The organism is Cupriavidus sp. UBA2010 (assembly GCF_002335265.1).
GTDB lineage: Bacteria > Pseudomonadota > Gammaproteobacteria > Burkholderiales > Burkholderiaceae > Cupriavidus > Cupriavidus metallidurans.
Window position 1 is genome coordinate 199,728 of the sequence record NZ_DDCI01000032.1, and the last position, 25,618, is coordinate 225,345.

At 64.8% G+C, this 25,618-nt stretch carries 11 protein-coding genes and 1 pseudogene; 1 reads left to right on the plus strand and 11 read right to left on the minus strand.

Annotated elements, in window-relative coordinates; all coding sequences use genetic code 11:
* Position 1: 1 nt before the first annotated feature.
* The 8 genes from B2246_RS23395 to B2246_RS23430 form a co-directional block, all read right to left on the minus strand.
* Positions 2-2,101: a site-2 protease family protein gene (locus B2246_RS23395; protein WP_286881136.1), complete on the minus strand. Its 2,100-nt coding sequence runs from the start codon at positions 2,099-2,101 to the stop codon at positions 2-4.
* A gap of 1 nt (position 2,102) precedes the next feature.
* Positions 2,103-3,452 carry an efflux RND transporter periplasmic adaptor subunit gene (locus B2246_RS23400; RefSeq protein ID WP_286881135.1) on the minus strand — a complete coding sequence of 450 codons (1,350 nt, stop codon included), beginning with the start codon at positions 3,450-3,452 and terminating at the stop codon, positions 2,103-2,105.
* 5 nt (positions 3,453-3,457) lie between these two features.
* Positions 3,458-4,261: an efflux RND transporter periplasmic adaptor subunit gene (locus tag B2246_RS23405; protein ID WP_035880925.1), complete on the minus strand. Its 804-nt coding sequence runs from the start codon at positions 4,259-4,261 to the stop codon at positions 3,458-3,460.
* On the minus strand, positions 4,258-5,778 hold the full coding sequence (locus tag B2246_RS23410; RefSeq protein ID WP_035880927.1) for a TolC family protein: 1,521 nt from the start codon (positions 5,776-5,778) through the stop codon (positions 4,258-4,260). Before B2246_RS23410 ends, B2246_RS23405 begins: the two co-directional genes overlap by 4 nt.
* Complete coding sequence (locus B2246_RS23415) at positions 5,765-17,017, minus strand: VCBS domain-containing protein (protein WP_286881133.1); 11,253 nt, start codon at positions 17,015-17,017, stop codon at positions 5,765-5,767. The genes B2246_RS23410 and B2246_RS23415 overlap by 14 nt, the downstream gene beginning before the upstream one ends.
* A gap of 519 nt (positions 17,018-17,536) precedes the next feature.
* Positions 17,537-18,070: a hypothetical protein gene (locus tag B2246_RS23420; protein ID WP_040010956.1), complete on the minus strand. Its 534-nt coding sequence runs from the start codon at positions 18,068-18,070 to the stop codon at positions 17,537-17,539.
* 11 nt (positions 18,071-18,081) lie between these two features.
* Entirely contained in the window at positions 18,082-18,891 is an 810-nt protein-coding gene (locus B2246_RS23425; protein ID WP_008644191.1) for a DUF2092 domain-containing protein, read from the minus strand.
* Between the two features lie 319 nt (positions 18,892-19,210).
* Positions 19,211-19,744 carry a hypothetical protein gene (locus B2246_RS23430; protein ID WP_008644193.1) on the minus strand — a complete coding sequence of 178 codons (534 nt, stop codon included), beginning with the start codon at positions 19,742-19,744 and terminating at the stop codon, positions 19,211-19,213.
* Between the two features lie 559 nt (positions 19,745-20,303).
* On the opposite strand from B2246_RS23430, the gene B2246_RS23435 reads away from it, so the two are divergent.
* The gene (locus B2246_RS23435; protein WP_286881132.1) at positions 20,304-21,716 is read left to right on the plus strand and encodes a DUF2252 domain-containing protein; all 1,413 of its coding nucleotides are present in this window, start codon (positions 20,304-20,306) and stop codon (positions 21,714-21,716) included.
* A 70-nt stretch (positions 21,717-21,786) separates the two neighbouring features.
* Here B2246_RS23435 and B2246_RS23440 read toward each other — a convergent pair whose 3' ends face one another.
* The 3 genes and pseudogenes from B2246_RS23440 to B2246_RS23450 all read right to left on the minus strand — a co-directional run.
* Positions 21,787-23,769, minus strand: a complete 1,983-nt coding sequence (locus B2246_RS23440; protein WP_035880940.1) for an alkyl/aryl-sulfatase — start codon at positions 23,767-23,769, stop codon at positions 21,787-21,789.
* Between the two features lie 473 nt (positions 23,770-24,242).
* Complete coding sequence (locus B2246_RS23445; RefSeq protein WP_286881131.1) at positions 24,243-25,058, minus strand: anti-sigma factor family protein; 816 nt, start codon at positions 25,056-25,058, stop codon at positions 24,243-24,245.
* Positions 25,055-25,588, minus strand: a pseudogene (locus B2246_RS23450) (RNA polymerase sigma factor); the annotation flags it as partial. The gene B2246_RS23445 and the pseudogene B2246_RS23450, both read right to left, overlap by 4 nt.
* Positions 25,589-25,618 lie beyond the last annotated feature (30 nt).

The window sequence follows — 25,618 nt, forward strand, 5'->3', positions numbered from 1 at the left end:
CCTAGAACCCACTCTCCCGAATTACGACGCTGTAGATGTTGCGCATCCAGTCCGCCAGTCGGCTGCGAGGCTCGCCGGCCAGATGGACGTTGCCGCGCAGCTCGACCAGTGATGGCGGCGGCGCGGCCAGGTCGATCTGGACGAGATAGAGTGCGGCGTCCGGAATCAGCGTGCCTTGCTTGTCGACGGCGGCGATTGGCCCGCCGTGGGGCGTGGTGAGTTGCGCCGCCGGGATCTGCGCGCTGCGTGACGGCGCGATGGCCCGTATCACGCCGCAATGGCGAGCCGGACGCGCATCGGGGAAAAAGCAGGCGCGGGCTCCGGTGCGCAGATACTGCACATCGCTTTCGTCGACGAAGGCATCCACCATCCAGTGCGCCGGGTCGATCAGCCGGCCAAGTACCTGTTTGGAGCCCACCCAGGTATCGGCGCGAATGTCATCCGGTACGTCCACCCATGCGCCATCGAACGGCGCCGCAAGCAGCAGTCGGCGTTCTTCCGCGTGGACAGCGCGTGCGCGCGCCAGACTCTGCTGCAGTTCTTCGAGCGTGGCGGCTTGTTGCTCGATACCGCGGCGCAATTCGAGCAGGCCCGTCAGCCGCGCATCGTTGCCATTGATGCTGGCCTGCGCCGCCATTGCCTCGCTCACGAGTTCCGGCTGACGCAATTGGATCAGGGCACTGCCGGCGCGCACGTGGCCCGGGGGCGTCGTGGATACCAGTTGCGCTGGCGCCGGCGCGTATGCGGTCCATTGGCGCGTGCTGTGGGCGAGCGCCGGCGCCCGCACGCCGGTCGGCCAGGGAATCGCCAGCACGATCAGCAGCGCGGCCAGCGCGCCCCATAGCAGCCGGCGGCGCGGGCGCGTGGTCTCCGCCCGCCGCCGGAACCACACGCGGAGCTCCCGCCAGCACGGCAGCGCGATAAAGAACACGATTTCGACCAGAAAGAGCGCAACCCCCAGCGCCTTGAAGAAGAGGTGATAGACCACCAGCGCGATGCCGAGGAATACGGTCAGCCGGTAGCACCACGTGACCCAGGCAAAGGCGATCAGCCGGTTGCGAAGCGTCGCGGGCAGCGGCTCTGGCCACGGGTCTGGCCAGCCCAGCAGCAGACGCCGCAGCGCCGTGCGCGCCAGAGCGCCCGCCCGCTCGTGCAGGTTCGGCAGGTCGAGCAGATCGGACAGGATGAAATAGCCATCGAAACGCATGAACGGGCTGGCATTGAGTGCCAGTGACAGCACCCAGCTGGTGGTGGCCAGGTAGAAGCACGCCTGGCGCAATGGACCGGGCGCCAGCAGCGCCCAGCCCAGCGTGGCCAGACCGCCGATGATCAGTTCGGTGACGATGCCAGCGCTGGCGATGGCCAGCCGCTGCCGCGCGTTGGTCAGCCGCCAGGACTCGCTGGTGTCCGTATAGAGCATGGGCCACATCACGAGAAACGCCACGCCCATGTGTCCCACCCTGACGCCGAAGTGGGTCGCGACCAGCGCATGACCGAGTTCATGCAGCGTCTTGGCAACGACCACGGCGCACGCGAAGCCCACCGCGCCTTCCAGCGAGATCGATTCGAACAGCGTATGCCGGAAGGTGTCCCATTGCCGCAAGGTCAGCACGACCCCCAGCAATGTGAGCCCCAGTACGATCCATGCCGTAGCCGGCTGGAACAGCCACTGCAGATGCCGGTACAGCGACTGGATGCGGTAGGTCGGCCGCAACAGCGGAATGCGGAAAAACAGGTAGTGGTGCAGCCACCAGCGCCAGCTCAGCCATTCGCGTGGCTGGCGGGTGGTGGCCATCTCCTGGCTGCGTCCGGGCGATGGCCGCAGCAGCGCATTGCCCTGGAGGAATGCGGCAAAGCCGAGCACCTGCTCGCTTTGCGCCTCGAGCGGCGTGCTGGCGCGAACCTGCTCCGCGATGGCGCGCGGCGTCATGTGCCAGCGCTGCAGGCATTCGAACTCGAGCCAACCGATCCGGAAATGGCGGTTGCGTACGGGGTCTTCGATAATCCACGCCGGGCTGCCGTCGGTATGCGGGGCGCCGGGGAACAGGCGCAAGTCCTCACGCAGCAGCGGCAGCGGCAGTTCGTCGGGGCTGGCCTGCATGTCAGATGCCCGTCCACGCGCGCAAGGTCGCCAGCGGCCGGCGCAGGATCTCGTAAGCCAGTACCGACCAACCGCCCTTGATGCGCGCGGTTCCCTTCAGGCCGATGCGGGCGTGTTGCGGATCGCCGTTCTCGATATCGGCACGCAGCCGATAGCTCGGCACGCCGTCGGGCGTGAGCGCTGCCTGGTAACTGGTTTCGATCAGCTTGCCGGAGAGCGGTTGCAGCGGGCGCACCGTGAGGAACAGGCTGACCGGCGCGCCCACGTCGAGCGTGAGCGCATCGGCCACCGGCAGGTGGATCAGCATGGCCGGCCGATCCGGATTGGCCAGTTGCATGATGCGCTCGCCGGTCACCACCGGCTTGCCGAGCCAGTCGTTGATATCGGCGAACACCGCGACACCGTCGCGCGGCGCCACGACGGTTTGGCGCTGCAACTGCGAACGGATCGATTCCAGCTCGGCCCGGCGTTCTTCGGCACGGCTCTGCAAGGTGGTCAGCTGCGCCTTGCTGTCGTCGCTGCGGAAAGCGTTCTGACGCGCTGCCAGCAGTTCCGCGTCGGCCACCGCCACGGCCTGCGAGGCCACCTCCAGGCGATGGCTGAGCGTGGTGTCGTCGAGCGAAAAGAGCGGCTGGCCGGCCTTGACCGTCTGGTTGGGCCGCACATGCACTTCCTTGACCACGCCTTCGATGGGCGCGCTCACCATCTGCAGGTCCAGCGACGTCACTTCGGCTGGTGCCAGCGCGCTTTGCCGCACCGGCATCAGCAGAATCAGCACCGCGGCCGCGATTGCAATACGACGCGTCCGGCTGCCCCACAGCCAGGAGACATCGCGCTCGCGGCGAGCCAGCATCTCCCAGTGATAGCCCCAGGCCTGCGTGAGCCGCGACATGGCGATGCCAGCGCCCGCGCCGGGAACTTCGTCGAGCAGGAACAGCACCCAGCCCTGCACCTGTCCCGCGCGGCTGCGCAGTGGCAGCGCCCATGCGCCATTCGGCCACCATTCCTCCCAGCCGCCACGCACGACATCGCTGGCGAGAGCGGCATCCGCCTGCGTGATCCACTGCGGCTCGCCGGCCTCCAGCCGCTCGCGTAGCCACTTGCGCGCATGCCCGAGCCACACCACGTAAGGGGACTGCTCGTCGATCGACACGAGCCCCGAGATATTGAGCAGGTGCCACGCAGGCGGCCTGGCATCGAATACCAATGCCTGGCGATAGCGCAGCAGCGGATGGGCGTCGTTGGCAATGTGGAAGCTGAGCTGTTGCACGCTGTCCGCCTGCCGTGCCAGGCTTTCCAGCTCGGCAAGCTGCAGCAACAGCACGACATCGCTTTGCGTCGGCATCTGCATGGGCGTTACTTCGTCTGCTGGAACTGGGCCACGCCGCTCATGCCAGGCAGCAGCTCCGACGCTGGCGCCGTCAGGCGACCTTCGATCTCGATCGACTGGGCCACGGCATCCACCCTGGCGTTGATGGCCGACACCTTGGCCGTGTAGCTTTTGCCCGTCTCGGTGACGTTGACGTTGAACTGGCTGCCAATGCGCAGGTCGCGCAGCATCCGCGATGGCACGTTCAGGCGCAACTTGAGCGGTCCATCGCTGACCAGGTCGAGCAGCGGCGCGCCAGCGTTGACGCTTTCATGCGGACGCACATAGACGCGGGCCACCCGGCCCGAGAACGGCGCGGCTACCGTGCAGTAGGCCACCTGTGTGCGCGCCAGTGCTACAGCGGCGGAGGCCCGGTCGGCGGCCGACTTGGCGAGGTTGAGCTCCATGTCGCCCACCGCGTCGAGCTTGCGCAGCGCTGACTTGGCCGTGAGCGTTTCGCGCGCGCCGGCCAGTTCGGCATCGGCCATGCCCAGCCGCGCGCGCGGCTCGGCGCAGTCCATCTGCACCAGCGGCCGTCCTTTGGCAATGGTCTGACCGAGCGTGACGCCCAGGCTCTGGACCGTGCCGCTCATCGTGGCGGCCATCGTCGTTTCGGGGTCCGCGCTGAGCAACACCCGAATGGCGCCGGGGTCGACGGCCCGGCTGGGCGGTGATGGATCGTTGGCGCCGACTGCCACGCCGGGCAACAGGGCGGCCGAGACAACGGCGAGACTGGCGAGACCAGCAAGGCCGGAAAGACGGAACGAAAAGCGAGATGATGCGTTGCTCATGATTTGCTGTCGACGGCGCTTGGATAGAGCTTCTGTTGCCAGCCCTGCATGGTCTGTTCGATCTCCGATGCGAGGGTCGGGACGTCATGGCTGGCAATCGCGTCCGGCATGACGTCGAGGCCAACCGAGTTGTAGAGACGTCCCCAGGCGGCCTGCGCCTCCGAGTAGGCGGCGTAGCGCTGGTACTGCGCCAGCAGCATGCGCGCATCGGCGCGGATGAACTCGAGTTTCGAGTCGGCCGATACCTGGGCGCTTGCCTCGGCGAATCTGCGCAGGCGGCTGTCAACCTGCAGGCTTTCTTCGGCGAAATCAAGCTGCTCGAGTGCCAGGTGATAGCGTTGCAGCGCCACGCGCACCTGCGTGAGCACGGCCATGGACAGCGACATGCGGCGCAGGTCGCCCACCTTGTTCTGGCTGTCCTGCGCCTCGTTAAGCACGGGGATCTTGAGCAGGTTGAAGATGTTGTACGACAGGCGCAGGCCGATAGCGGACCACGCGTTGTTGTAGAGGTAGGCGTTGGAGTCGTAGTGGCCGCCCAGGTCGACGGACAGGCTGGGCCAAAGTTCGGCCTTGGCGATCTTGATGTCGTTGTCGGTGACGCGCTTGCGGTACCACTCTTCCATGATCTCCGGCCGGCTTTCGAGCGCCATCTGTTCCAACCCGGCGACGTCGAACCGATCGTTCGGCATGCGCTGCTCGGCCTCGTCGGCAAGCGTGAAAGGCTGATCTGGCGGCAGCGACATCAGCGCGGCCAGTTCCGCACGCGCCAGTTCCAGGTCCTGGCGCCGTGCCGACAGCAGGCTGACGGCATCGAGCAGCGCGCGCTGATAGGCCAGGGCCTGTTGGCGCGGCAGCAGGCCCTTTTCGTCCGCTTCCTGCGCGGCCTTCAGACCCTGGCGGACCTTGTTCAGCAATGCGTCGACCTGGCCGATCAGGCGTTGCGCGCCAAGCGCGCGCCAGTAGGCATTACGGACATCCTGCAGCACGTTCTGCACGACCTTGCGACGGCGCTCCTCGGCCATCAGCACCTGATCGGCCTTTTGCTGGGTGCGTTCGTAGGCCACCAGGAAATCCAGCGTGCTCCACGTCAGGTCGAGATCGGCCAGGCGGTGGTAGCGCTGTTCTGAGGTGGAAGGCCGCAGGCTGATCTGGCCATCCTGGATCCCCACCGAGACGCCGCCAGAGTCGTTCGACCGATGCGTGTAGCCAGCGGATGCCACCAGCTTGGGCAGCATGTCGTGCTTGGTCACGTCCACAAGCTGCCGCGACAACGTGCTTTCCATCAGCTTGAGGCGGTAGTCGAGGTTGTACTTGAGCGCGCGCGCGGCGGCCTCGTAGAAGGTGATCGGGCGGGTGACAGGTTCCTGGTCGCTGTACATACCGCGCCGGTCTTCCTCCACGCGCTGGCGCACTTCCTCTTTCGAGTAGGGCTGAGGCACGCTCGGCGCCGTGGAGCACGCGGTGGTCAGCAGCGTGGCAGCAAGTGCGATGGCTAGGGGCGGGCTACTTTTTCGCATCTTCGTTGGTGCTGTTGTTGGCGTGGGACAGGGCGGCCACCGTGCTGGGCCGCGACGCCAGTTGGCGGATTTGATCGGTGAAGGAGGCTGCGGGGCGCGCAGGTTCCGTGTGTGGCGAGGCATGGCGGCCCGGGTGCGGCTTCGCGGACTTGCCGCGCTTGTCATGCTTGCCGTCCGACGGGGCCGCCTTCTCGGGGCGGGCCTCGATGCCCTTGAGCGCGAAGACCGACGGGTCGCGCAGCAGCCCGTCGGCGGACAGCGACACGATGCCGTGCCGCCCGGCGGTGCGTTCCGCTTCGAACTGCACAATGGCTTCGAGTTGCAGCAACGCGGGCCGCAGGAACTCTCCCGACGTCATTCCGAGACCTGCCGCCAGCGAGGGCGACTGGATATGCGGCGGCGTCACCATGTCCAGGTTCTCGCCGCGCAGCAGGCTGTCGTTGCGCTGATGAACGGGGAAGATGCTCTGCACCTCGGGCGTGACGTACACCACTGGATCGACGCCGAGGGTGGTGCCGAAACGGTCCCGGTGCCATTCGTCGTGCAGGAAGTACTCGTGGTCGCCGGGGCCTGGCGGCGGCACGTACGGCGCGTCGATATTGAGCGAGATGACCAGTTGCGCAGAATCTATCGCGCCCGCGCGGTCGGCGATCGTGTAGGTGAAGATGTCCTTGAGGATGCTGCCGCGCCCGGCCGCGGCCTGCACGGCCGGATTGGTCAGGTCGATCTCGTAGGTATAACTGCCGTCGGCGTTGAGCTGCAGGTAGCCGTAGCTGCCGGCAATGCGCGTGCCGGGCGACGTCGATGCACCGCCCGCGTCCTTCGCGCCGGGTCGGATGCCAACCACGGTGAGTTGGTCGCCGGCGTCGACGTCGGAATCGTTCGGCAGCACGTTGCCACTGGTGATTGGCTGCCCGTGGATATTGTCGACGTTGTTGCTGTCGTCGCGCGCCACAGGCGCGTCGTTCTGGCCGTGAATCGTGATGGTCAGCGTTGCCGTGGCCGTGGCGCCCGCGCGGTCGGCCACCACGTAGACGAAGGTCTCCGTCAGCGTTTCGTCCGATGTGCGCAACGCCTGCACCGCGGCGTTGTCGTTATCGATCACGTACCGGTAGCTGCCATCGGCCTGTACCGTCAGCGTGCCGTAGCGGCCCGCCGTAGTACCCGCCACCGCGCCGGCGCCAAGCGGGCCATTGATGGCGGTGACGGCCTTGGTCTCGCCATACTGGTCGACATCGGTGTCGTTGTCGAGCACATTGCCCGTGGCATCCGTGCCCGGGGTGGCGTTGTGCCGGCCACCGGCTTCGATGGCGTTGCCGGCATCGTCATGCGCCACCGGGTTGTCGTTCTGGCCAAGGATCAATACACGCAGCGTGGCCTGATCCGTGGCGCCGTGGTCGTCGCTGACCGTATAGGTGAAGGTGTCCACCAGCCCGTCGAGCAACATGCGCAGTGCCTGGACTTCGGGCAGGTTGTTGTCGACGGTATAGGTAAAGCGGCCGTCCGCACCCATCACCAGGGTGCCGTACTGCCCGCGCAGCGGGACGCCCACGATGCCACTGGTCCCGGTGCCGTTCTCGGCCCCGGTACGCAGGGCGACGATGGTCAGGGGACCGCCTTCCGGGTCGACGTCGTTGAAGGTGGCGACGCCGCTCGGGTCGCGTCCCACCGTGCCATTGGCCACGCCGCCTGCCTCGCGCGCCAGCGTGATCACGTCGGAGGCGACCGGCCGGTCATTGATGCCGTGGATCGTGATGGCCAGTTCGGCGGTGTCGGTCAGGCCGCCGCCGTCCGCCAGGCGGTAGGTAAATCGCTCCACCAGCGTTTGTCCCGGCGCCAGTGCCGCCACGATGGTGTTGGTTTCGTCGGCGTGGTACTGGAACTGCCCGGTCGGATCAATGTCGAGCCAGCCGTAGAGACCGTTGATGCGCACCTTGCCCGACATGTCCTGCAGCGTCGCGCCGGTGCTTTCGGCGCCTGACCGGATGCCGGTGACGGTCCGGGTATCGTTGGCGTCCACATCCTTGTCGTTGGTCACCACGTTGCCCGTGGCGTCCACCGGTGGGGTATCGGAGGTGGCAGGGGTGGCGTCCGCGGCATCGTCAACGGCAACGGGTGCGTCGTATCGCCCCAGGATGGTGATCGTCAGCGTGGCGGTACTGGTCAGCCCGGCGGTATCGCGTACGGTGTAGGTGAACGTTTCGGTCAGCGTGTCGCCCGGTTTCAGGGCCTGCACGGCGGTCAGCGCATCGTTGATGTTGTAGACATAGTCGCCATTGGCCGACAGCGTGAGCGAGCCATACAGCCCGGTCAGGCTGGCGCCCACGGTACCCCCGGCACCTGCCGCAGTCTGGAAGGCGCTGACGGCCTTGGTGTCGCCCGCGTCCACATCGGTGTCGTTGATCAGCACGTTGCCCGTGGCTGGCTTGCCGGGCGTGCCGTTGAACGTGCCGCCTGCTTCGATCGCCTCACCCGTGTCGGGCTTGGCGACCGGCGCGTCATCGCGCCCGTGGATGGTGACGTGCAACTCGGCGGCGTTGCTCAGACCACCGGCATCCGTGACCGTGAAGGTGAAGACGTCGGTCAGCGTATCGAAGTTGGTGCGCAGCCGTTCCACGACCGGGTTGTTGTTGTCCACCACGTACTGGTAGGTGCCGTCGGCATTCACCAGCAAGACGCCATAACGCCCTTGCAGGTAGGTGCCGAGCGTGCCCACCGTGCCGCCGTTGTCGTTGACGGCGCCAGTGCGGAACGCGGTGACTGCGGCGGTGTCGCCGGTATCGGGATCGTACAGGCCCAGCAGCAGGTTGCCGCCGGGGTCCACGCCCGGCGTACCGTTCAGCGTGCCACCGGCCTCGATGGCATCGGCGCGCTGGCTGGCCGCAACGGGTGCGTCGTTGGCGCCGTTGATGGTGATGGTGAGCTGCGCCAGATCGGTCGCGCCAGCGGCATCCCGCACCTTGTAGGTAAAGACATCCTGGATCGACTGGCCGGCGTTCAATGCGTCGACGGTTGGATTGCTGTTATCCACCAGGTAGACGTAGGTGCCGTCGGCGCGTATCAGCAGGGTGCCGTACTGACCTGTCACCAGCATGAAGTTCGTGCCGCTATCGGCCACGGCACCTGCGCTCTTGTCACCGGCGCGCGCGCCGGCCACGGTCTTGGTTTCGCCATACTGATCAACGTCGGTGTCGTTGGTCAGCACGTTGTCGGAGGGATTGACGCCGGGTGTGTTGTTGTCGATACCACCCGCTTCGCGTGCGACCGCGGTATCGTCGACGCCGATCGGATTGTCGTTCTGCCCGGTGATGCGAATCCGGATCTGGGCCTGGGCGGTCAGGGTGCCGTCGCTGTCCGTGTACGTGAACGTGTCGATCAGCACATCGGTGCTGCGCCGCAGTGCCTGGACAGCGGTCAGGCTGTCATTGACCGTGTAGGTGAAAACGCCATGGTCGTTGATGTTCAGCGTGCCGTAGGCGCCGGCGATGTCGATCGAACCACCGACGGGAATATCCAGCGTAGTGCTGCCGAATGCGATCTTGATTACCGAGATCGCGTCGCCATCCGGATCGATGTCGTTGAGCGTGGCGTCGCCGGTTGCCTTGGTGCCGGGCGTGGTGTTGTTGACACCACCGGCTTCCTTCGCAGTGGCCGTGACGTCCTGTGCCACCGGCGCGTCGTTGACACCGTGAATGGTGATGTTCAGGTTGGCGGTCGACGTTCCCCCGTGCGGGTCCAGCAGTGTGTAGACGAAGCTGTCGGTCACCGTGTCGTTGGGGCCGAGGGCGATCAGCGCGGGATTGGTGTTGTCGATCAGGTACGTGTAGCTGCCGTCGGCGTGGATCACCAGCGTGCCGTAAGTGGCGAGCAGTGTTATGCCACCGGCGCTCACCGGGGTGTCGCTGCCGCCAGCCGGGCGGATCTGGCTTACCACCAGGCTGGAGACGGGATCGTCGACGTCGCTATCCACCTGACCAATGGATGCGGGGTCGTGCTCGTCGGTGATGACATTGCCAGCCGGGTTGATCGGTGTGCCGCCCGCCGGGTTGCTGGCCGTCGGCTGGCGCGCGGTGTAGCCCTGGGCCTCGTTGTCGACCGCCACGGGATTGTCGTTAGCGCCGTGGATCGTGATGGTCAGTGCGGCGGTGTCGTTCAGGCCGCCCGCATCGGTCACCGCGTATGTGAACACTTCTTGCAGCGTGTCGCCCACATTCAGCGCCTGCACCGCGGCGTTGTTGTTGTCGATGCGATAGACGTAGCTGCCATCGGCGCCAATCACCAGGGTGCCGTACAGGCCGGCGATGGGCAGCCCGCCGTTCGCGGACGTGGTGCCCGGGGGAACTACGGAAGCCGGGCCGCCCGCCGCTTCGGTGCCGGTGCGCACCCGGGTGACCGTGAGGCTGTCTCCGGTATCGATATCGCCATCGTTGATCAACACGTTGCCCGTGGCGTCGGAACCGGGCGTGCCATTGGCCGCGCCACCGGCCTCGGTGGCGTCGCCGGTATCGTCGCCGGCCACCGGCGCATCATTGGCGCCACGGATGGTCACGGTCAGCGTAGTGGAGCTCTGGACACCGGCAAGGTCGCTGATGGTGTAGGTGAAGACCTCGGTCAGCGTGTCGGTCGGCAGCCGCAGCGCCTGCACCGTGGCGTTGTTGTTGTCCACCACGTACTGGAAAGCGCCGTTCGCGCCGATGCGCAGCGTGCCGAAGAGACCGGCAATCACGGTCGATGCCGTACTCGTTACCGCCGAACTGTTTGCGCCGAAGGCGATGCGCTCGACCTTCAGCACATCGCCATTCGTGGCAATGTCCACGTCGATGTCGTTGGTGAGCACGTTGCCGGACGGGTTGACGCCTGGCGTGCCGTTGGCGGTGCCGCCGGCCTCGGTGGCAAATGCGACATCTGGCTTGGCCTCCGGTGGGTCATTCACCGGAATGACCGTAATGGTCAGGGTATTGATGGCGGTGAGGTTGTCCAGCACCGGATCGAACGGGATGCCGTCTCCATTGGCATCGCCGCGCTGCCCAAGGTCGTCGGTGCGGATGGTCAGCGTTTCGTTGCCGTTGTAGTTCAGCGAGGGCGTGTAGAGCAGCGTGGCGAGTGCCGCGCTGATATCGGTCTGGCTGCCCTCCAGCGTGAACGTGGCCGTGCCCAGCGCGCCAGCGACGACCGTTGTGGCCCCGGGGGTGAGCGTCAGTGTGCCGTGCAGCACGCTCAGGGTGACCCGGATGATGCCGTTGCCGGCGTCGGGGTCGCTGACCGCAAGGCCCACGATAGGCAGCGCGTTATCTTCGAGGGTCGACGGCGAAGTGGGCAGGATGTTGACCGGCGGGTCGTTGCGCTCCACGTAACCGACGTTGCCGGCCACCGCCGCGCCACTGTCGCCGCCCGAGAACTGCACGCGCGCGAGCGGGCTGGAGGGATCGCTGTCGATGCGGGCATTCACGGTGCCGGTGGGCGTTGCCAGCACGATGGTCGGTGGCGCGTCGATCCGGAATACACCGCGCCCCAGCACGCCGAAACTGTAGAAGCCGTTGGCGTCGGTGGTCGTGGTCCAGGTCTGGTTGTCGGCCGTGGTGTCGAGGTTGTTGTCCGCGCCGCCCCAGGTGAGCGTGACGGTTTGCCCCGCAATGGACGGGCCGTCTGGCACCGAGCTGCCCGTGGCGGAATCCGTATCGTTCCAGAGCGTGCCCGATACATAGCTCACGCCGGCTGCATCGCTGTCCTGGTAGTTGTTGGGGCCCACCAGACTGCCGGTGCGCTCCCCGGTGGCGCTGCCTGCCGGCCCGACGTTCGAGCCGCCGAACGTGGTGAAGGCGTTCGACAGGCTGGTATAGGTGACGGTAGCCGCCGTATCGGCCAGAAGTGTGTTGTTCGGCAGGCTCGCCGAGTAGATCAGCGAAACCTTGCCACCCTGAGGCATGTAGTCGATGTTCAGCGTGACCTGGGTGCCGGTGTTGGTCAGCGTGAATCCTGGAGGCAGGCCGCCGGGACTGTATGTCACACCATTCACGACGACGCTCTGCACCGTGAGCGCCTGGCCGCCGGGCGGCAGGCTGTCGGTCAGTACCACGTCGTGCGCGGCAGTCGTGCCGGAGTTGCTGAAACTGACGCTGTAGGTGGCCTGGCCGAATGCGCTGCCAACGCCGGGATCGAACGCCACGACGGACTTGTCCAGATCGACGATACGCGGCTCAACCACGCGCTCGACCACTTGGGCGGTGCTGGTGCGCAGTTGGCCTTCACTCAGGAAGTCTGCGTGCACAGGAAGCAGCGCGCCGGCGGTCACGTTCGCGGTGTTATCCACGCGTACGTTGAATTCGAAGTAGAAGCCCTCGAAGTCGGGGTCCTGGTTCAGGTTCACGAGCGAACCCACTGGCAGGACGATTACACGCCCGTTCGAGGTGTCGATCAGCGACGTGTTGACGATGCCCTGGGCCCGTAGCTGGCCACCGAGATCCGCCTGCAGCAAGGTCTGGCCCGAGCTGGTGACGCCGCCATTGAGATAGAGGGTGCCGCCGACGGCCAGATTGCCCAGCGTTGTCGTCAGGCCGGGCGTGCCGCTGCTGTTCGGGTCGGAGATAAAGCTGATGGCGGCGGAACCGTCGTTGAGAAAGGTCAGCCCTTCGGGCAGGTAGATCTGTACCGAGCCGTCCAGCACGACGCCTTCCGGTACCACGAACGCCACCCGGTAGTGAATGATCTCTCCCACGGCCACGTCTTCCTGATCGACCACGGTCGGGCCGAGCGGGGTATCGGGGTCGCCACCGACGTGGCTGATGGACGAGCCGGCTGCCACGCGCGTGGCATTGACGTTGTTGATCTGATAGTCGTTGAGGACGCCGCTGTTGAGCACGCCATCGGTGCCGGTGCGCTCGCCGGTGTTGGCGCCGTCCAGGCTGGTCCACGTGACATTGACCTGGTTGTCCACCGTACCGGACAGGCCCGTGAGAATGCTCAGCGTGCCGGTGAACTGGATGGCGACGGCGCCGCCGCGCGGAATGTCGAGCTTGGTGCCTGGCGCGCTTTGCAGCACGCCATTGACGATCACGAAGTCGCCGGGCCCGGAGATCGTCGCGCCGCCCGACAGCGTGACCCCGGTGATCTGCACATTGATGAGTTCTTCGGGCAGGTTATCGACGAACCACACGTCGTAGGCGTTGACGTCGCTGGACGATGTGCCGTTCCTCAACGTGATGGTGTAGGTCATCTGGTCGCCGCGGTCCACACCGGCGATCGTGCCAGTGGAAGTGACGTCCTGCCTGACAGTCAGCGTCGGCTCGACAATCGTTACCGTGGGCTGCGTGCCGGTGAGCGCGATTCCGCGATCCACGCCAGTGGTGCCATTGGGCACGTCGCCGTCCGGATCGGTGAACGTGATGGCGGCGTTATTGGCGAGCTGCCGTCCGGCCTGGTTGCTGATCACGTTGCTGGCCACCAGCCGCACGCGGATGACGAAGCTGTTGTTGGCAGTGTTATTGTCGCCATCGGCCGAGCTGGCGCTGAACGTCAGTTGCATGTCGGTGCCGTCCGCGCCGGCCGCCCCACCTGCGGGGCTGATGCTCGCCACGTTGACCGATCCGGCAAAGTCGGCGGCGAGCGCGCCACTGCCGGCCCGCGTGACGATGAGCTGATAGCCGCCGTTGCCGAAACTGGTGTCGAGCGTCAGGCCGTCGGGCACGATATCGGTCAGGCGCAGGTTCTGCGTCGAGCCCTCCGGCAGCGTCACCACGATGTCGTACAGCATGCTTTCGCCGATCACCAGATTGGCGCCGGTGGTGTGGCTGGCGCTGGAATCGCTTTCCGCCGGTGTGCTGCCGCCACCAGCGAAAACCTTCGTAACCACCGGCAATGCGGCCAGTTCGTCCGCGGTGTCGGTCAGATCGGTAGGGGTGAAATCGGTCCCGCCATTGATGCTCGCGTAGTTGGTCAACGCGGCTACCGTCTGCAGATTTTGTCCGGCCAGCACCGACTGGGCCACCACGGTGTCATAGGTGATGATCACCATGTTCGTGCCGGCGACGTCATTGGCGCTGCCGGGGCGGCCCGCCAGGAACGTGGCCTGGTTGCCGGCATCGAGGAAGGTGATGGTGTTGCCCGATACCGAGTAATCGACGCCAGCCTGCAGCAGCGCGCCGTCGCCGCGGCTGATGCGCAGGTTTGCTGCCGCGAGGCTGCCGTTCAGGAATGTCAGGTTGGGCGGCAGCGTCAGCGTGGTGACGACATCGTAGGCGCCGCCACCGCCGGTATTCTCTATCGCCGTGGCCAGACGGACCACGTCGCCGGCGTCAATGCCGGTGACGGTGCCTTCCACTGCGTCGATATCGGTCACGGGTTGTGTGAAGGCCGCGCCAGCGCTGCCAGCGGCTGCCCAGGTGCCGGTGGTGCCGGTAACGGTGCCATGGGTGCTTGAAACGACCCCGTGCTTGATGCTGAGCACCGGTTCGGCCACCGAATGCACTTCTTCGACATCCGTACTGACCAGCACCTGCTGGTTGATCGTGGTGGTCTGGCTCGATTGCCCCACCACGCTGATCGAACGCTGGTCGGCGAACGGCTGGTCGCTCACGCGCATGGTGAAAACCAGCTCGATGCGGTTCTGCCCGGCCGCGCTGCCGCTCAGGATGAAGTTGCCGAAGTTGAAAACGACGGAGTTGCCCGCGCCACCGCTTACGCTCAGCACGCTACCCGGGTGGGTGTCGCCGCTGCCGTAGCTCCACTGATTGATGCCGGTGCCGTTGCTCCAGGCGATGGCGGCGTCGAACAGCGGCAGCGGCAGGAATGCCGAAAGCTTGAAGTTCTCGTAGTCGCCAGTCACGAGGTCATAGCTGAGCCGGAACGTCACGGTATCGCCCGGATGCAGCTCGTAGCTGGCCGGCGGCGCGGTGCCGTTGATCTGCGTGACCGCAACGTCGACCTGGCTGGTAGGAATGGTGACCGTGGTTTGCGAGTCGTCGGTGTCGGTGCCGCCGAGGTTGAATGGTCCGATCACCACCGTGCCGGTGATCAGGGCGTTGTTGCCAAGGCTGTCGCCCTCGTTGATCTCGCTCTGCGGATAGGTGGTCTGGTAGGCCTCGTCGATCACTGCGTTGTAGGTGACCGTGGCAATGGTGCCCGACTGCAGCGTGCCATTGCTGGAGATATCCCCGGCCAGCACGGCCAGTGGAAGCCCCGCGTTGCGGATCGACGTGGCAAGGTCGAAGGTGATGGTCGTTCCACCGGGTCCCTTGGCGCCGATGGTGTAGACCAGGGGCACGGTATAGGTGACGCCGTCCTGGCGGAAGCTGATCGTTGGCGTGCCACTGAATGTCATGCCGTCACCGAGTTGGTCGGTGACGGTTAGCTGGCCGTTGTGCAGCAGGGTCTGACCGAAAGAAAAGTAGTCGGATACGGCAATGTCATAGCGAAACTGCAGCGTGTCTCCGGGCGAGACGCCGGCCACGCCAGTGTCGTTGGCCAATGCGGCCGACTTGTGCAACGTAATCGACTTGGCCGTGAAGGTGACGGGATCGCCGTCGTCAGTCACGACCAGAAAGGGAGGCGGCTGGGGCGGCACATCGCGCGGATCGAGCGGCTGCCAGTCGGCCGATACATGGGGCGCTCCCACGGTGATGGTCTTGCTGGCGCCGCTGATCGGGTCCAGGATCGGCGCGCCGGTGCTGTCCGTATCGCCCACGTAGAAGCCCACGACCGTGTTTGTTGCCTGCGTCAGCGTCGGGTAGACGACCGTGTACGAGCGCAGGTACGCGCCACCCGCCAGGGCGTTGGCAATTGCTGTCTGGCCAGTGACGACGGTGCCGTCCGCCAGCGTGATCGATAACACGAGTCCGCCCGCGCCCGGCGTGATGCTCTCCACGCGAATCGTGTCGGGCAGGTCCTGCGTGACCTGGACGTTGTGCAGTGTCTGACCGGGAGCCGGCGTGGTGGTGACCGTGAGCGAGTGGGGGAAGTTCTGCCCGGTCACGGTCTCGCCTTCGACCATGTCCACCGTCTGGGTGATCTCCAGCGGTGTCGATTCCAGGGTGTACTTGTCCCATGACGCCTCGATCAGCGTCGGGTCCTGGGTCGGATTGTCGAGCGCGTCGTTGCCGTACTGGAAGCCGCCTCGCACACTGATCACGTGGGGCTGGTTGGCATCGGCCAGTTCGCTTAGCTTGACCGTGATGTCGACCGTGGCGGAGGGCTGGCCGTTGCCGAAGCTGGCGTACGGCAACTCCAGGACGACGAGCTGGTCGCCGGCGCGGTAGCCGTAATCGGCGGCGCGGAGAATCAGCGGGTTGCCGCTGGCGTCCTTGGCGATCGGATGAACGGCGGTACCGTCCGCCCCGAACGTGATGATCTGCGCGTTGAGCGCGATGCCCTGGTAGGTGGCCGAGACGAACGTCGCGCCGTCATCGCCGTCATAGCCCGTGGCCGGCAACAATACGTCGATATAGGGCGCATAGCCCGGCTGGCTGGACGGGTTGGTAAAGGTCACCTCGAAAGTGGCGGTGCCTCCGAGCAAGATGGTCTCGCCACTGCTGCCGAGCGTCGTGGTGGGGCTGGCATTGGCCAGCAGCCCGTTGTAGTGGGCCAGTTCGTCGGCATTGATGTCGAGGTGGCTCTCGATCGGGCCGGTGCTCTTTTCAAGCGTCCAGTCACCGCCGGCGGCAGCCGAACCTGTGTCATTGGTCGAGGCGGCCACGTCAGCGCCCGTTACGGCGGCAAGGCGCTGAATCAGCGCTTCGCCGCTGTCGCCCGCACCACTGCGGCAACCGTAAAGCAGAATGTCGGCGCCCGTGCTCAGGTGGCTCGCCCATTCGGCGGCGCGGTTGATGTCAGCGGATGCGGCGGTGAGCTGGCTGGTGCCCAGCGTGATCTCGCCGGGATTGCCATGGCCGAGGATCTGGATCGAACTGACTTGTCCGAGCTGGTCCAGCGCGGCCTGGATCGCCGCCACGCCGTCCTGGCCTGCAGCCACCACGACGACACGCGTTCCCGGCGTGGCGCTTTGCGCGAGTTCGTTGGCGCCATTGATGCGGGCATCGATCACCAGCAACTGCTGGGTTGCCGCATGACCATCGGGCGCCGGGGCGTGTGCGTCGGTCGGGGCAGTCCTGACTGCGTCTGGCTGGGCCAGTTGTTGCGAGTGCTGCTGCTCGACAGCGGCACCAGCGGCGGCGTCGTACAGCAGGCGAGGCTCCAGTGCCAGGGTGCGGCTCGATGGCTGGAATTTGAGGGCGGCTTCCGGTTTCATCGCGAGGCGTGCTTTCTCATGCATCGCAGGCAGAAGCGGTCATGCGTTGCCCAGCCTGCAAGTGGAACGGGAGTAATTCAATATAAGAGTTGCGTCCTCAGTTCTGGTTGAATTCTTTGAGAACGCCGCTTTAGAACCTTCGATATTGCGGGGCAATTCGAGTCGTCAATTTTTGACGCTGTCAGCGATCTGGCGCGTGTGCATTCGCGTGTGGTGTGGGGAAAAGAAGGGCCGATCCCGGAAGGCAGATTCCCGGACCGGGTCCCGGAAGGGCTACCCGTTACTGCACAGGGTCACCGTGAAGATCCATACCATCCGGGGCGAGCGCCTCGAATGAACTTCCTGCGGTGCATGTCGCGGCATCCGCGCCATGCACCGGCTCATGCGGACGTCAGTTTCCGCTTTGGACCGAGCCGCAATTTGGGTTGCGGGGAAATGGGGCTGCCTTTGCTGGCAGCCCCCGCCGCAACGTCATCGGCCTGCGAATGCGATGCGGCGGAGCAACCGCTCAGGTTGCCATCAGTACGGCGCGTTCACCACCACGTACTGTGATCCCTGCGGTTGATACCACGTGGTGCCACACTGCTGGTAGACCATGCCGCCGTAATTGACTGGCGCACAGCTTGGCGGAACGGACCGTACGACGGAGCCGATGACGGCAGAGGTCACCGCCACGGTCGCCGTGACCGCCGCCGCGGTTGCCACCGGGTGATAGTCATTGTCCCAGCCGCCGCCGCAGCAACCGCCGTGGTTTTCAACGTTGACGTTGACGTTCCGGTTGGTGTTGACGTTGACGTTCCGATTGGTGTTGACACTGTTCACGCTGGTGCTGCGGACGTTGTTGGCGCGTGCGTCAGCCGGCCTGTGTGCCTGCGCGTTCACTGCCGCGCCACCACCACCCCGTCCACCGCCGCCCCCACCTCCGCCTCCGCCTCCGTGAAATCCACCACCACCGCCACCGCCGCGTGCTTCGGCAACGGGTGCCCATCCACTTGCCACCACGATGACTGCACCCAGCAGCGCTACGATCGCCTGATTGAGAGAGTGTTTCATTGGTGGCTCCTTCATTGATTCTTGAGGGGGACGAACTCGGCGACCTTCGCTCCCTTGGGCGGCGTGAAATGGAAGGTGGAAGCTGTGAACTTCGGCTTCAGGTTCCAGGTCAGCCACGTCACGGATTGCGGCCGTGCTTCATCGCTCCGGTTTGTGACCACGATCTTTCGCGGCAGTGGCTGGTTACCGGAGGCGATCCAGATCTGCCAGTCGATCATGCCCTGACGGAATGCGTACTGGTCGCACAACTGGCCGTCGATCAAGTCCTGTCCCGCGACCATGGCGGATGTGATGCCGTTCGTTGGTGCATTCGGCGTGCCCCACAGGAACAGGTCGTCAACCGGTACCTCGATGCCGAAGCGCTCCCGCAGTTTGACCACGAGGTTGCTCAGGTTGTCGCTCGAGTCGACCGTGCTGTAGTAGTTGCTTTCCGGGTAATAGAGCGCAACCTTATGCCCGTCGTAGTACAGGTCACGCTGTGCCCGTGCACTTCGCATCTGCACACGCATCTTGTCGGGTCGATCGGCATCGACGCGGGCGCTGGCCGAATGCTGCAGCTTCTGTCCGTCTTCGAGCACGCGTTCGCCATCGAGGTCGATCTTGACGGAGAACTGCTTCAGCGTCTGCAGGTATCCACCCATGTCCTTCAAGGCCTGGATGGCATCGGGGTTCACGGCGTTGGCGTCAGGCTTGCTTTCTGGCGGCGGCGCCGTGGCAGCCGTCTGGGTGTCTGGCGCGGGTGAAGAGGTGGCCTGCGGGGCCGGACTGCTGCACGCGCCCAGCGAAATGGCCAGCGCGGCAATACACAATGCACGATTCATAGCGAACCCCCTTGGATATGGATGCCTTCGCCGGATTCCGGTGGTGGGCATGGCCTGCTGAGACGGCCGCCATTGGCGACCGTGGAAGAACGGGTTTGGCTGACTGCAGTATTCATGGATCGTCCGGGCCACCAGATCGGACGAAGTCGCCGGCCGCATGGAATCCCGTAACGGTTCAACTGCGCAGGCATGCCGAATCCACGCTGCGGCGTTGGCGCGTGATGATTGCGGTGCACGTGCGAGGCGGGGGCGGCAGCTAACACGATCGCGATGTATGGGACGAAGTGGGATCAGCGCGGAAACGCGGTGAGCGTGTTGATCAGCCTTCGTTGACGGACCGACGGGCCATGTTGTCCGGGAGCGGCCCGAAGAACGCCCGCTTGAATTTTTCGCGACCAATCGCACGCGCCAGTTCGGCGAGGGTGCAGTACATGAGCACGAGCGTCAGCAGCAGAATCTGTATTGCCCAGAACCTCGGCCAATTGATCTCGGAGACCAGCAGCTTGTTGGCTGCGGCAAAGCCGGGCGCCTCCTTCCAGAAATCGTAAAGGCGCTCCAGATAATGAATGAACAGGGCCACCAGGCTGTACATCACCGTCTTCCATCCAACATTCCAGATCAACGGCTTTTCCGGGAACCGGTTGATGAACGGGAGCATGTCGGCCAGCAACACTGCCTTGCCGAGGACCAGGGCAGCCAATGCCACCGACGCGGTGGTCTCCAGCTCGATGCCAGTTCCCTTGACCATGAGTGCCCGGATGATCGCGACGATATGAAGGATGACGAAGAAGTAGATCGTCGGCGGCAGCATCTCCATGAATTCGTGCTTGATCGTCCCGATCAGCTTGCTCATTTCAATCCCCTGATTCAGTGGCGCCCGCAGCGTTGGCTGAGTGGCGAATGAAACACGGCTGGCGGCGCAAGTGCGCCCTCAACGTTATAGGCCAGATGGCGTATGCGTGAGAAGTGCGATGTTGCCGGCAGCCGGCATCAAACTATCGCTGAAGCCGGTTTCCTTATGAAGTGAATCTTCTCTTGCGCGTATGAAAAGGATTCAGTCGATGGTCATGGGTTGCTTCAAGCGTGTTGGGACAGATGGCGTGGCAATGACGGACGTGTCAGAAGCTGCGATAGCACTGCTGCCTCGGTGGTCCCAGGCCGCGCCTGAAGCCATAGGTAGTCGGGGTAATCAATTGCCCTTCGGGGCAGTGTCCGGTACGCCATGATTTCCGGTGTCTCGCAAGTGGAAAGCGGGATACATTGGGTGGCGATGCGCACACAGTACGAACGGCAGTTGCCATACACTAGATTTCCGCCGTATGCCCGACCTTGCGTTCGGAAGGCAGGCAGCCGATCCATTCACGCGGCAGCGCTCCGCATGTCACCGCATCCCACCTACAGGAGGCCCGAAAATGGCAGACATCCGCACCCTGGCAGAACGGCAGGCGATTGGACGTGAAGCACGCAGCCGCGCAAAGCGATCGTCAAATGCCGAGATCGGCAACACCGACCGTGATCCGGTGGCGTTGCTGGAGCAGAACAGCGCGGGGCGCGTGGAGGCGCTGGTGCCGCTGCGCTATGGGCGCATGTCGGTGTCGCCATTCACGTTCTTTCGTGGCAGCGCGATTCTCCAGGCGCACGATCTTGCCGCCACGGCAAATGCAGGCATCGCATTCCCAATCTGCGGCGACGCACACCTGATGAATTTCGGGGGCTTTGCCACACCGGAGCGGCAGCTTGTCTTCGATCTGAACGATTTCGACGAAGTGGCCGTGGGCCCCTGGGAGTGGGACGTCAAGCGCCTTGCCGGAAGTCTGGCCATTGCCGGCGAGCATATGGGTATCGCCCGGGACACGGTCAGCGACATCGTGGCGACGGCTGTGCACGAATACCGCGACCGCATGGAGGAGTACGCCGGGTACAGCGCGCTGGATCTCTGGAACGAGATTGTCTCGTTCGAACGCATGCTCGAAGCCGCGACGAGCGACGAGGGCCGCCGAACGATTCTCAAGGCGAAGGAAAAGGCCGCCGGGCGGACCAACGAAAGCATGTTGAACAAGATGGCCGCGCAGCGTGACGGCCAATGGTGGATTCAGGACGCGCCGCCGGCGATCTTTCATCCCAGCGGCCCCACTTCGCTGCTTGGCGAGCACGACCAATGGTCCAACACCGAGGCGTGGCGAGGCAAGCTGGCCCGCGCTTTCGACGGGTATCTGAAAACGCTTCCCTCGGAGCGACGCGCGCTGATCGACCACTTTTCCCTGCAGGACGTTGCCTTCAAAGTGGTAGGGGTCGGCAGTGTGGGTACCTTCTGTCTGGTGCTGCTGATGGTGGACAGCCACGAGCAACCGCTGTTCCTGCAGGTCAAGGAAGCCAGGGACTCGGTAATCGCGCTTCACTATGACGCTGAAGGTCCGGCGCATCAGGGTCAGCGCGTCGTTTCGGGTCAGCGCCTGCTGCAGGCGGCCAGCGATGCGTTCCTTGGCTGGACGTCTGGCCCGGCAAATCGACAGTTCTACTTCCGTCAGTTGCGCGATATGAAGGTATCGGCCGACGTCGAAAGCATGAGCAACGGGGTACTGCAGGGATATGCGCGCTTCTGCGGTTGGGCGTTGGCACGCGCGCACGCGAAGGCGAGCGGGAAGGCAGTGGAGATCGCGGCCTACCTGGGCAGCGGGGAGCGGTTCGCCGATGCGATCACCGATTACTCGTTCACTTGCGCCACTCAGAATCTGAAGGATTACGAGGCGTTCAAGCTCGCGTGTCGGACGGGCAAGATCGAAGCCCGCAGTGACGAGGACATGGCGGCGGACTTCCGCATGTAGCCACCGCGTTCAGACTAACGAGCGGCAAAAGGCCCCGGCGCTTGAGGCAAGCGCCGGGGCCTTTTTTACATTACGGCGTGACGATGTTGAACCAGAACTCGAAGTGGTCGAGGTAGCTCACCAGTTCGTCGAGCTTCGCCTGATTGCCAGTGACCTTCGCCGATCCATTCTTGATCGCGTCGGCCAGCTTCGTCTGTTGCAGGATGATGCCGTTCAGCGTGTCGCGCGACATCGCCACGGAGGCATCCGCGTTGGCGGATTCGACGCCTGCCGTGTGGTTGAGCACGCCGTTCTCAAGTTCCAGCAGATACTTGCCGCCTTCCTTGCCGAAGTCGACGTTCAGCGCGATCTTCGCATTGGCCGCCTTGGCGCGGTTCACGCGAACGCTGAGATAGTCGAAGAACATCTCCGGCGTCATGGCCTTCACCGTATCGCCGCTGGCGGTGTTCGGCGTGGGCAGCTTCTTCACGCCTTCGCGCAATTCCTTGGCACCGGTCAGGTAGAAGTTGCGCCACGGGCCGGATTCGGCCTGATAGCCCAGTTGCTCGAGCGCGTCGGCCTGGAGGTTCTTGGCGGCCTTGTTCGACGGATCGGCAAACACCACGTGGTTGACCACCTGGGCCACCCAGCGATACTCACCCTTGTCGTACGCCTGCTTGGCCTTCGACAGCACGGCACTGGCCCCGCCCATGAACTCGACGTAGCGCTTGCTGGCTTCCACCGGCGTCAATTCGTCCAGCGTGGCGGGGTTGCCATTGAACCAGCCGAGGTAAAGGACGTAGGTCGCCTTCACGTCGTGGCTGACGGAGCCGTAGTAGCCACGGTTGGCCCACATGTTGGCGAGGTCGGGCGGCAGCTTGAACTTGTCCGCGATCTCGACCATCGTCTCGCCCTGATTGGCCAGGCGCAGCGTCTCGTCGTTGATGTAGCGATACAGGTCGCGCTGCTGGCGCAGCAGGTGTACCACGTTCTTCTGGCCGAAGCTCGGCCAGTGGTGCTGGGCGAACATGACATCCGCCTTGGCGCCCCACATGGTCAGGGCCTGGTTCAGGTACTTCGACCAGGGCAGCGGCTCGCGGATCTTGGCGCCACGCAGCGAATACGTGTTGTGCAGCGTGTGTGTGCAATCCTCGGCTGCGGAGATCGCGCGCTTTTCCTCGATGTACCACAGCATCTCGGCCGGAGCTTCCGAGCCAGGAGCCATCAGGAACTCGTAGGTCAGGCCGTCGATGACGCGCTTTTCACCGGTCTTGGTGATCGTGTCCGTCGGAGACAACAGCGTGACGGTGCCGGCCGAGGTCGTGGTGCCGAGACCGGCGCCGACCTGGCCCTTTTCATCGGCGGGCAGCAGATTGCCGTACATGTAGCTGGCGCGGCGGCTCATGGCGTTGCCGGCCATGACGTTCTCCGCCACCGCGGCTTCCAGGAAGCCCTCCGGCGCGTAGATCTTGACCTTACCGGAGGAGACGTCGTCCTGGCTGATCACGCCACGTACGCCGCCATAGTGGTCAACGTGGCTGTGCGTGTAGATCACCGCCTTCACGGGCTTGCGGCCGCGATTGGCATAGTAGAGATCGATGGCGACCTTGGCCGTTTCTTCCGAGACGAGGGGGTCAACGACCGTGATGCCTTCCTTGCCCTCGATGATGGTCATGTTCGACAGGTCCTGATTCCGAACCTGATAGATGCCATCGGTCACCTGGAACAGGCCGCTGATGTTGATCAGCTGAGCCTGACGCCAGAGGCTCGGGTTGACCGTGCCAGGCGCCTGGGAGCCTTCCTTGATAAAGGCGTACTGGTTCGGGTTCCAGATGGGGTTGCCCGACGGCCCCTTGATCAGCGCGTTCGGCAGTGGCGCGACAAAGCCGCGGTGTGCGTCATCGAAATCGGAGCGATCCGAGAAAGGCAATTCGCTGAGGAGTTTCTGGTTGGCGGCCTTGGTCGCGCCGGTGGCGTCCTTCCGCGCGTCCTGGGCATAGGCCGCGCCGAACTGGGAGAGCACCGCGGCGGAGACGAGCGTCACGACGCTCGCGCGAAATCGGCTGTTCTTCATGTTTTCCTCTTTGATTGTCCCAATCGAATTTGTGCCGGCCTGGTTTTGGGGGCGTTGGCCAGGTGTGCAGACCCGTGTATCCCGACAAGTACGAGCCTGACTGCACAGAATTCTGAGCGAACTTCCTGAGTGTCAGAAGTTAGTTTTTTGGGTGCAGGATGCGCCTCGACATGAAATATTTGCTTTAGATTTGCCCTGCGGTTTTCGATGGAATACGTATCTGAGAATGCCGTTCCTGTCGTTGCAGATTTCGGGTGTTACGTGACAAGCGGATCGTTCGGCAGAGTCTTGTCCGTGACGTTCGCAACCGGTGGTGCTGCCGGACTGCGTGGATCCGTTCGCAGTTCTTGATCCTCGCAACCCGGTGCCACGGTGAACAGGTGAGCAGTACTGATGGCGCATCGACGGTACGCCATTGAGGTGAAGGGCAGAGGCAGTGCCCTTGGGTGCAAGCGGAAGCCGACGGGCCGCCCCTACAGCGAAGGATGTTTGCTGCTGGGGCCTACCGATCCATCCCGTCCATTGATCTGCCGGCGCATCTCGTCGGCAAGGGGATGGAGGCCGCTGGTGGACGCCGATGCCACCAGGCTGTATCCAAGGCCCTGATTGGCCCATGAGTACCCCGCCACGCCGGCTTGTACGTGTGCCTTCATTGGTGTGTCGCCTTCGATGGCCATCGGGCGTACCAGCATCGCCAGGCGTGTGCCGTGACCGTCCTCGTACATGAAGAGGCCGGCGGGTCCATGCTCGGTGGCGACGAGGCGCCCGCCGATGTAGCGATAGCCTGCCTTGCCGAGGTCCGGCACGGCAATCTGGCGACGCAGCCGCGAGGAGACCCAGTTCACCAGGTCGTTGCTGTCGGCGGCGCCCATTTCCACGGGACGTAGCGGGTCGGCGGCAAATACCTGGAAGCTGGCCGTGGCTTCGCGCGCCAGTGCGGCGATGCCGCCGGTGGGCGGCTCGGTCGCGCCGCGTCCCATCCAGCCGCCGATGCCACCAAGGCACATGGCGACGAAGACGGAAGCCGCCAGCCGCCACGGATGGCTGGCGCGGGCGCGTCGTGCCGTCAGCATGTGCCGCAGGTTCAGTTCTGGCGGAACCGGTTCGTCTGCGATTGGGGCGAGCGCGGCGCGCAGCTGCTCGCGCTGGGCCATGTAGCCCTCGATGCGGGTCGCGACGTCGGGATGCTGCTGCAGGTATGCCTCGATCTCGCGCAGGCGCGTGGGGTCGAGCGCGTGGTCGACATAGGCCAGCAGTTCCTCTTCCTGTATCGGTCGATGCTCGTTCATTTGACCCTCCGCAGTCCGGATGCCGGGGCCGCCTTCAGGCCGGGTTCCATCTGCCTCAGTAGTTTTTCCCGCGCGCGAGACAGGCGCGACATCACGGTGCCGACGGGAATCTCAAGAATGCGTGCGGTCTCGGCGTACGACATCTCCTCCACCGAGACCAGCAGGAGCACGCTCCGCTGTTCGGCGGGAAGAGTATCGACTGCGCTCAGCAGGTCCCGATAACGCAGTGCGTCTTCTTGGGCCGGCGGCACGGTCATGAGGGACTCCGCCACGTCGTCGATAGCCACGTGCAGCCCTTGCGCGCTGGCATGGCGGCGCAGGGCCGTCATCGCCAGGTTATGCAGGATGGCGAATACCCAGCTACGGGTGTCCGCGCGGCTGCGGCGGCTGTCCCAGTACGTGATGACCTTTTCCAGGCAGTCCTGCACGAGATCGTCCGCGGCCGCCTGCTCGCGCAATAGCGCGCGGGCATAGCGGCGCAACGCCGGAATCATCGGCTCGACCTGTTGCAGCAAGTCCTTCACGGCAGCGGTGTCTCCTTCAGGGGGGGCAGCATGATC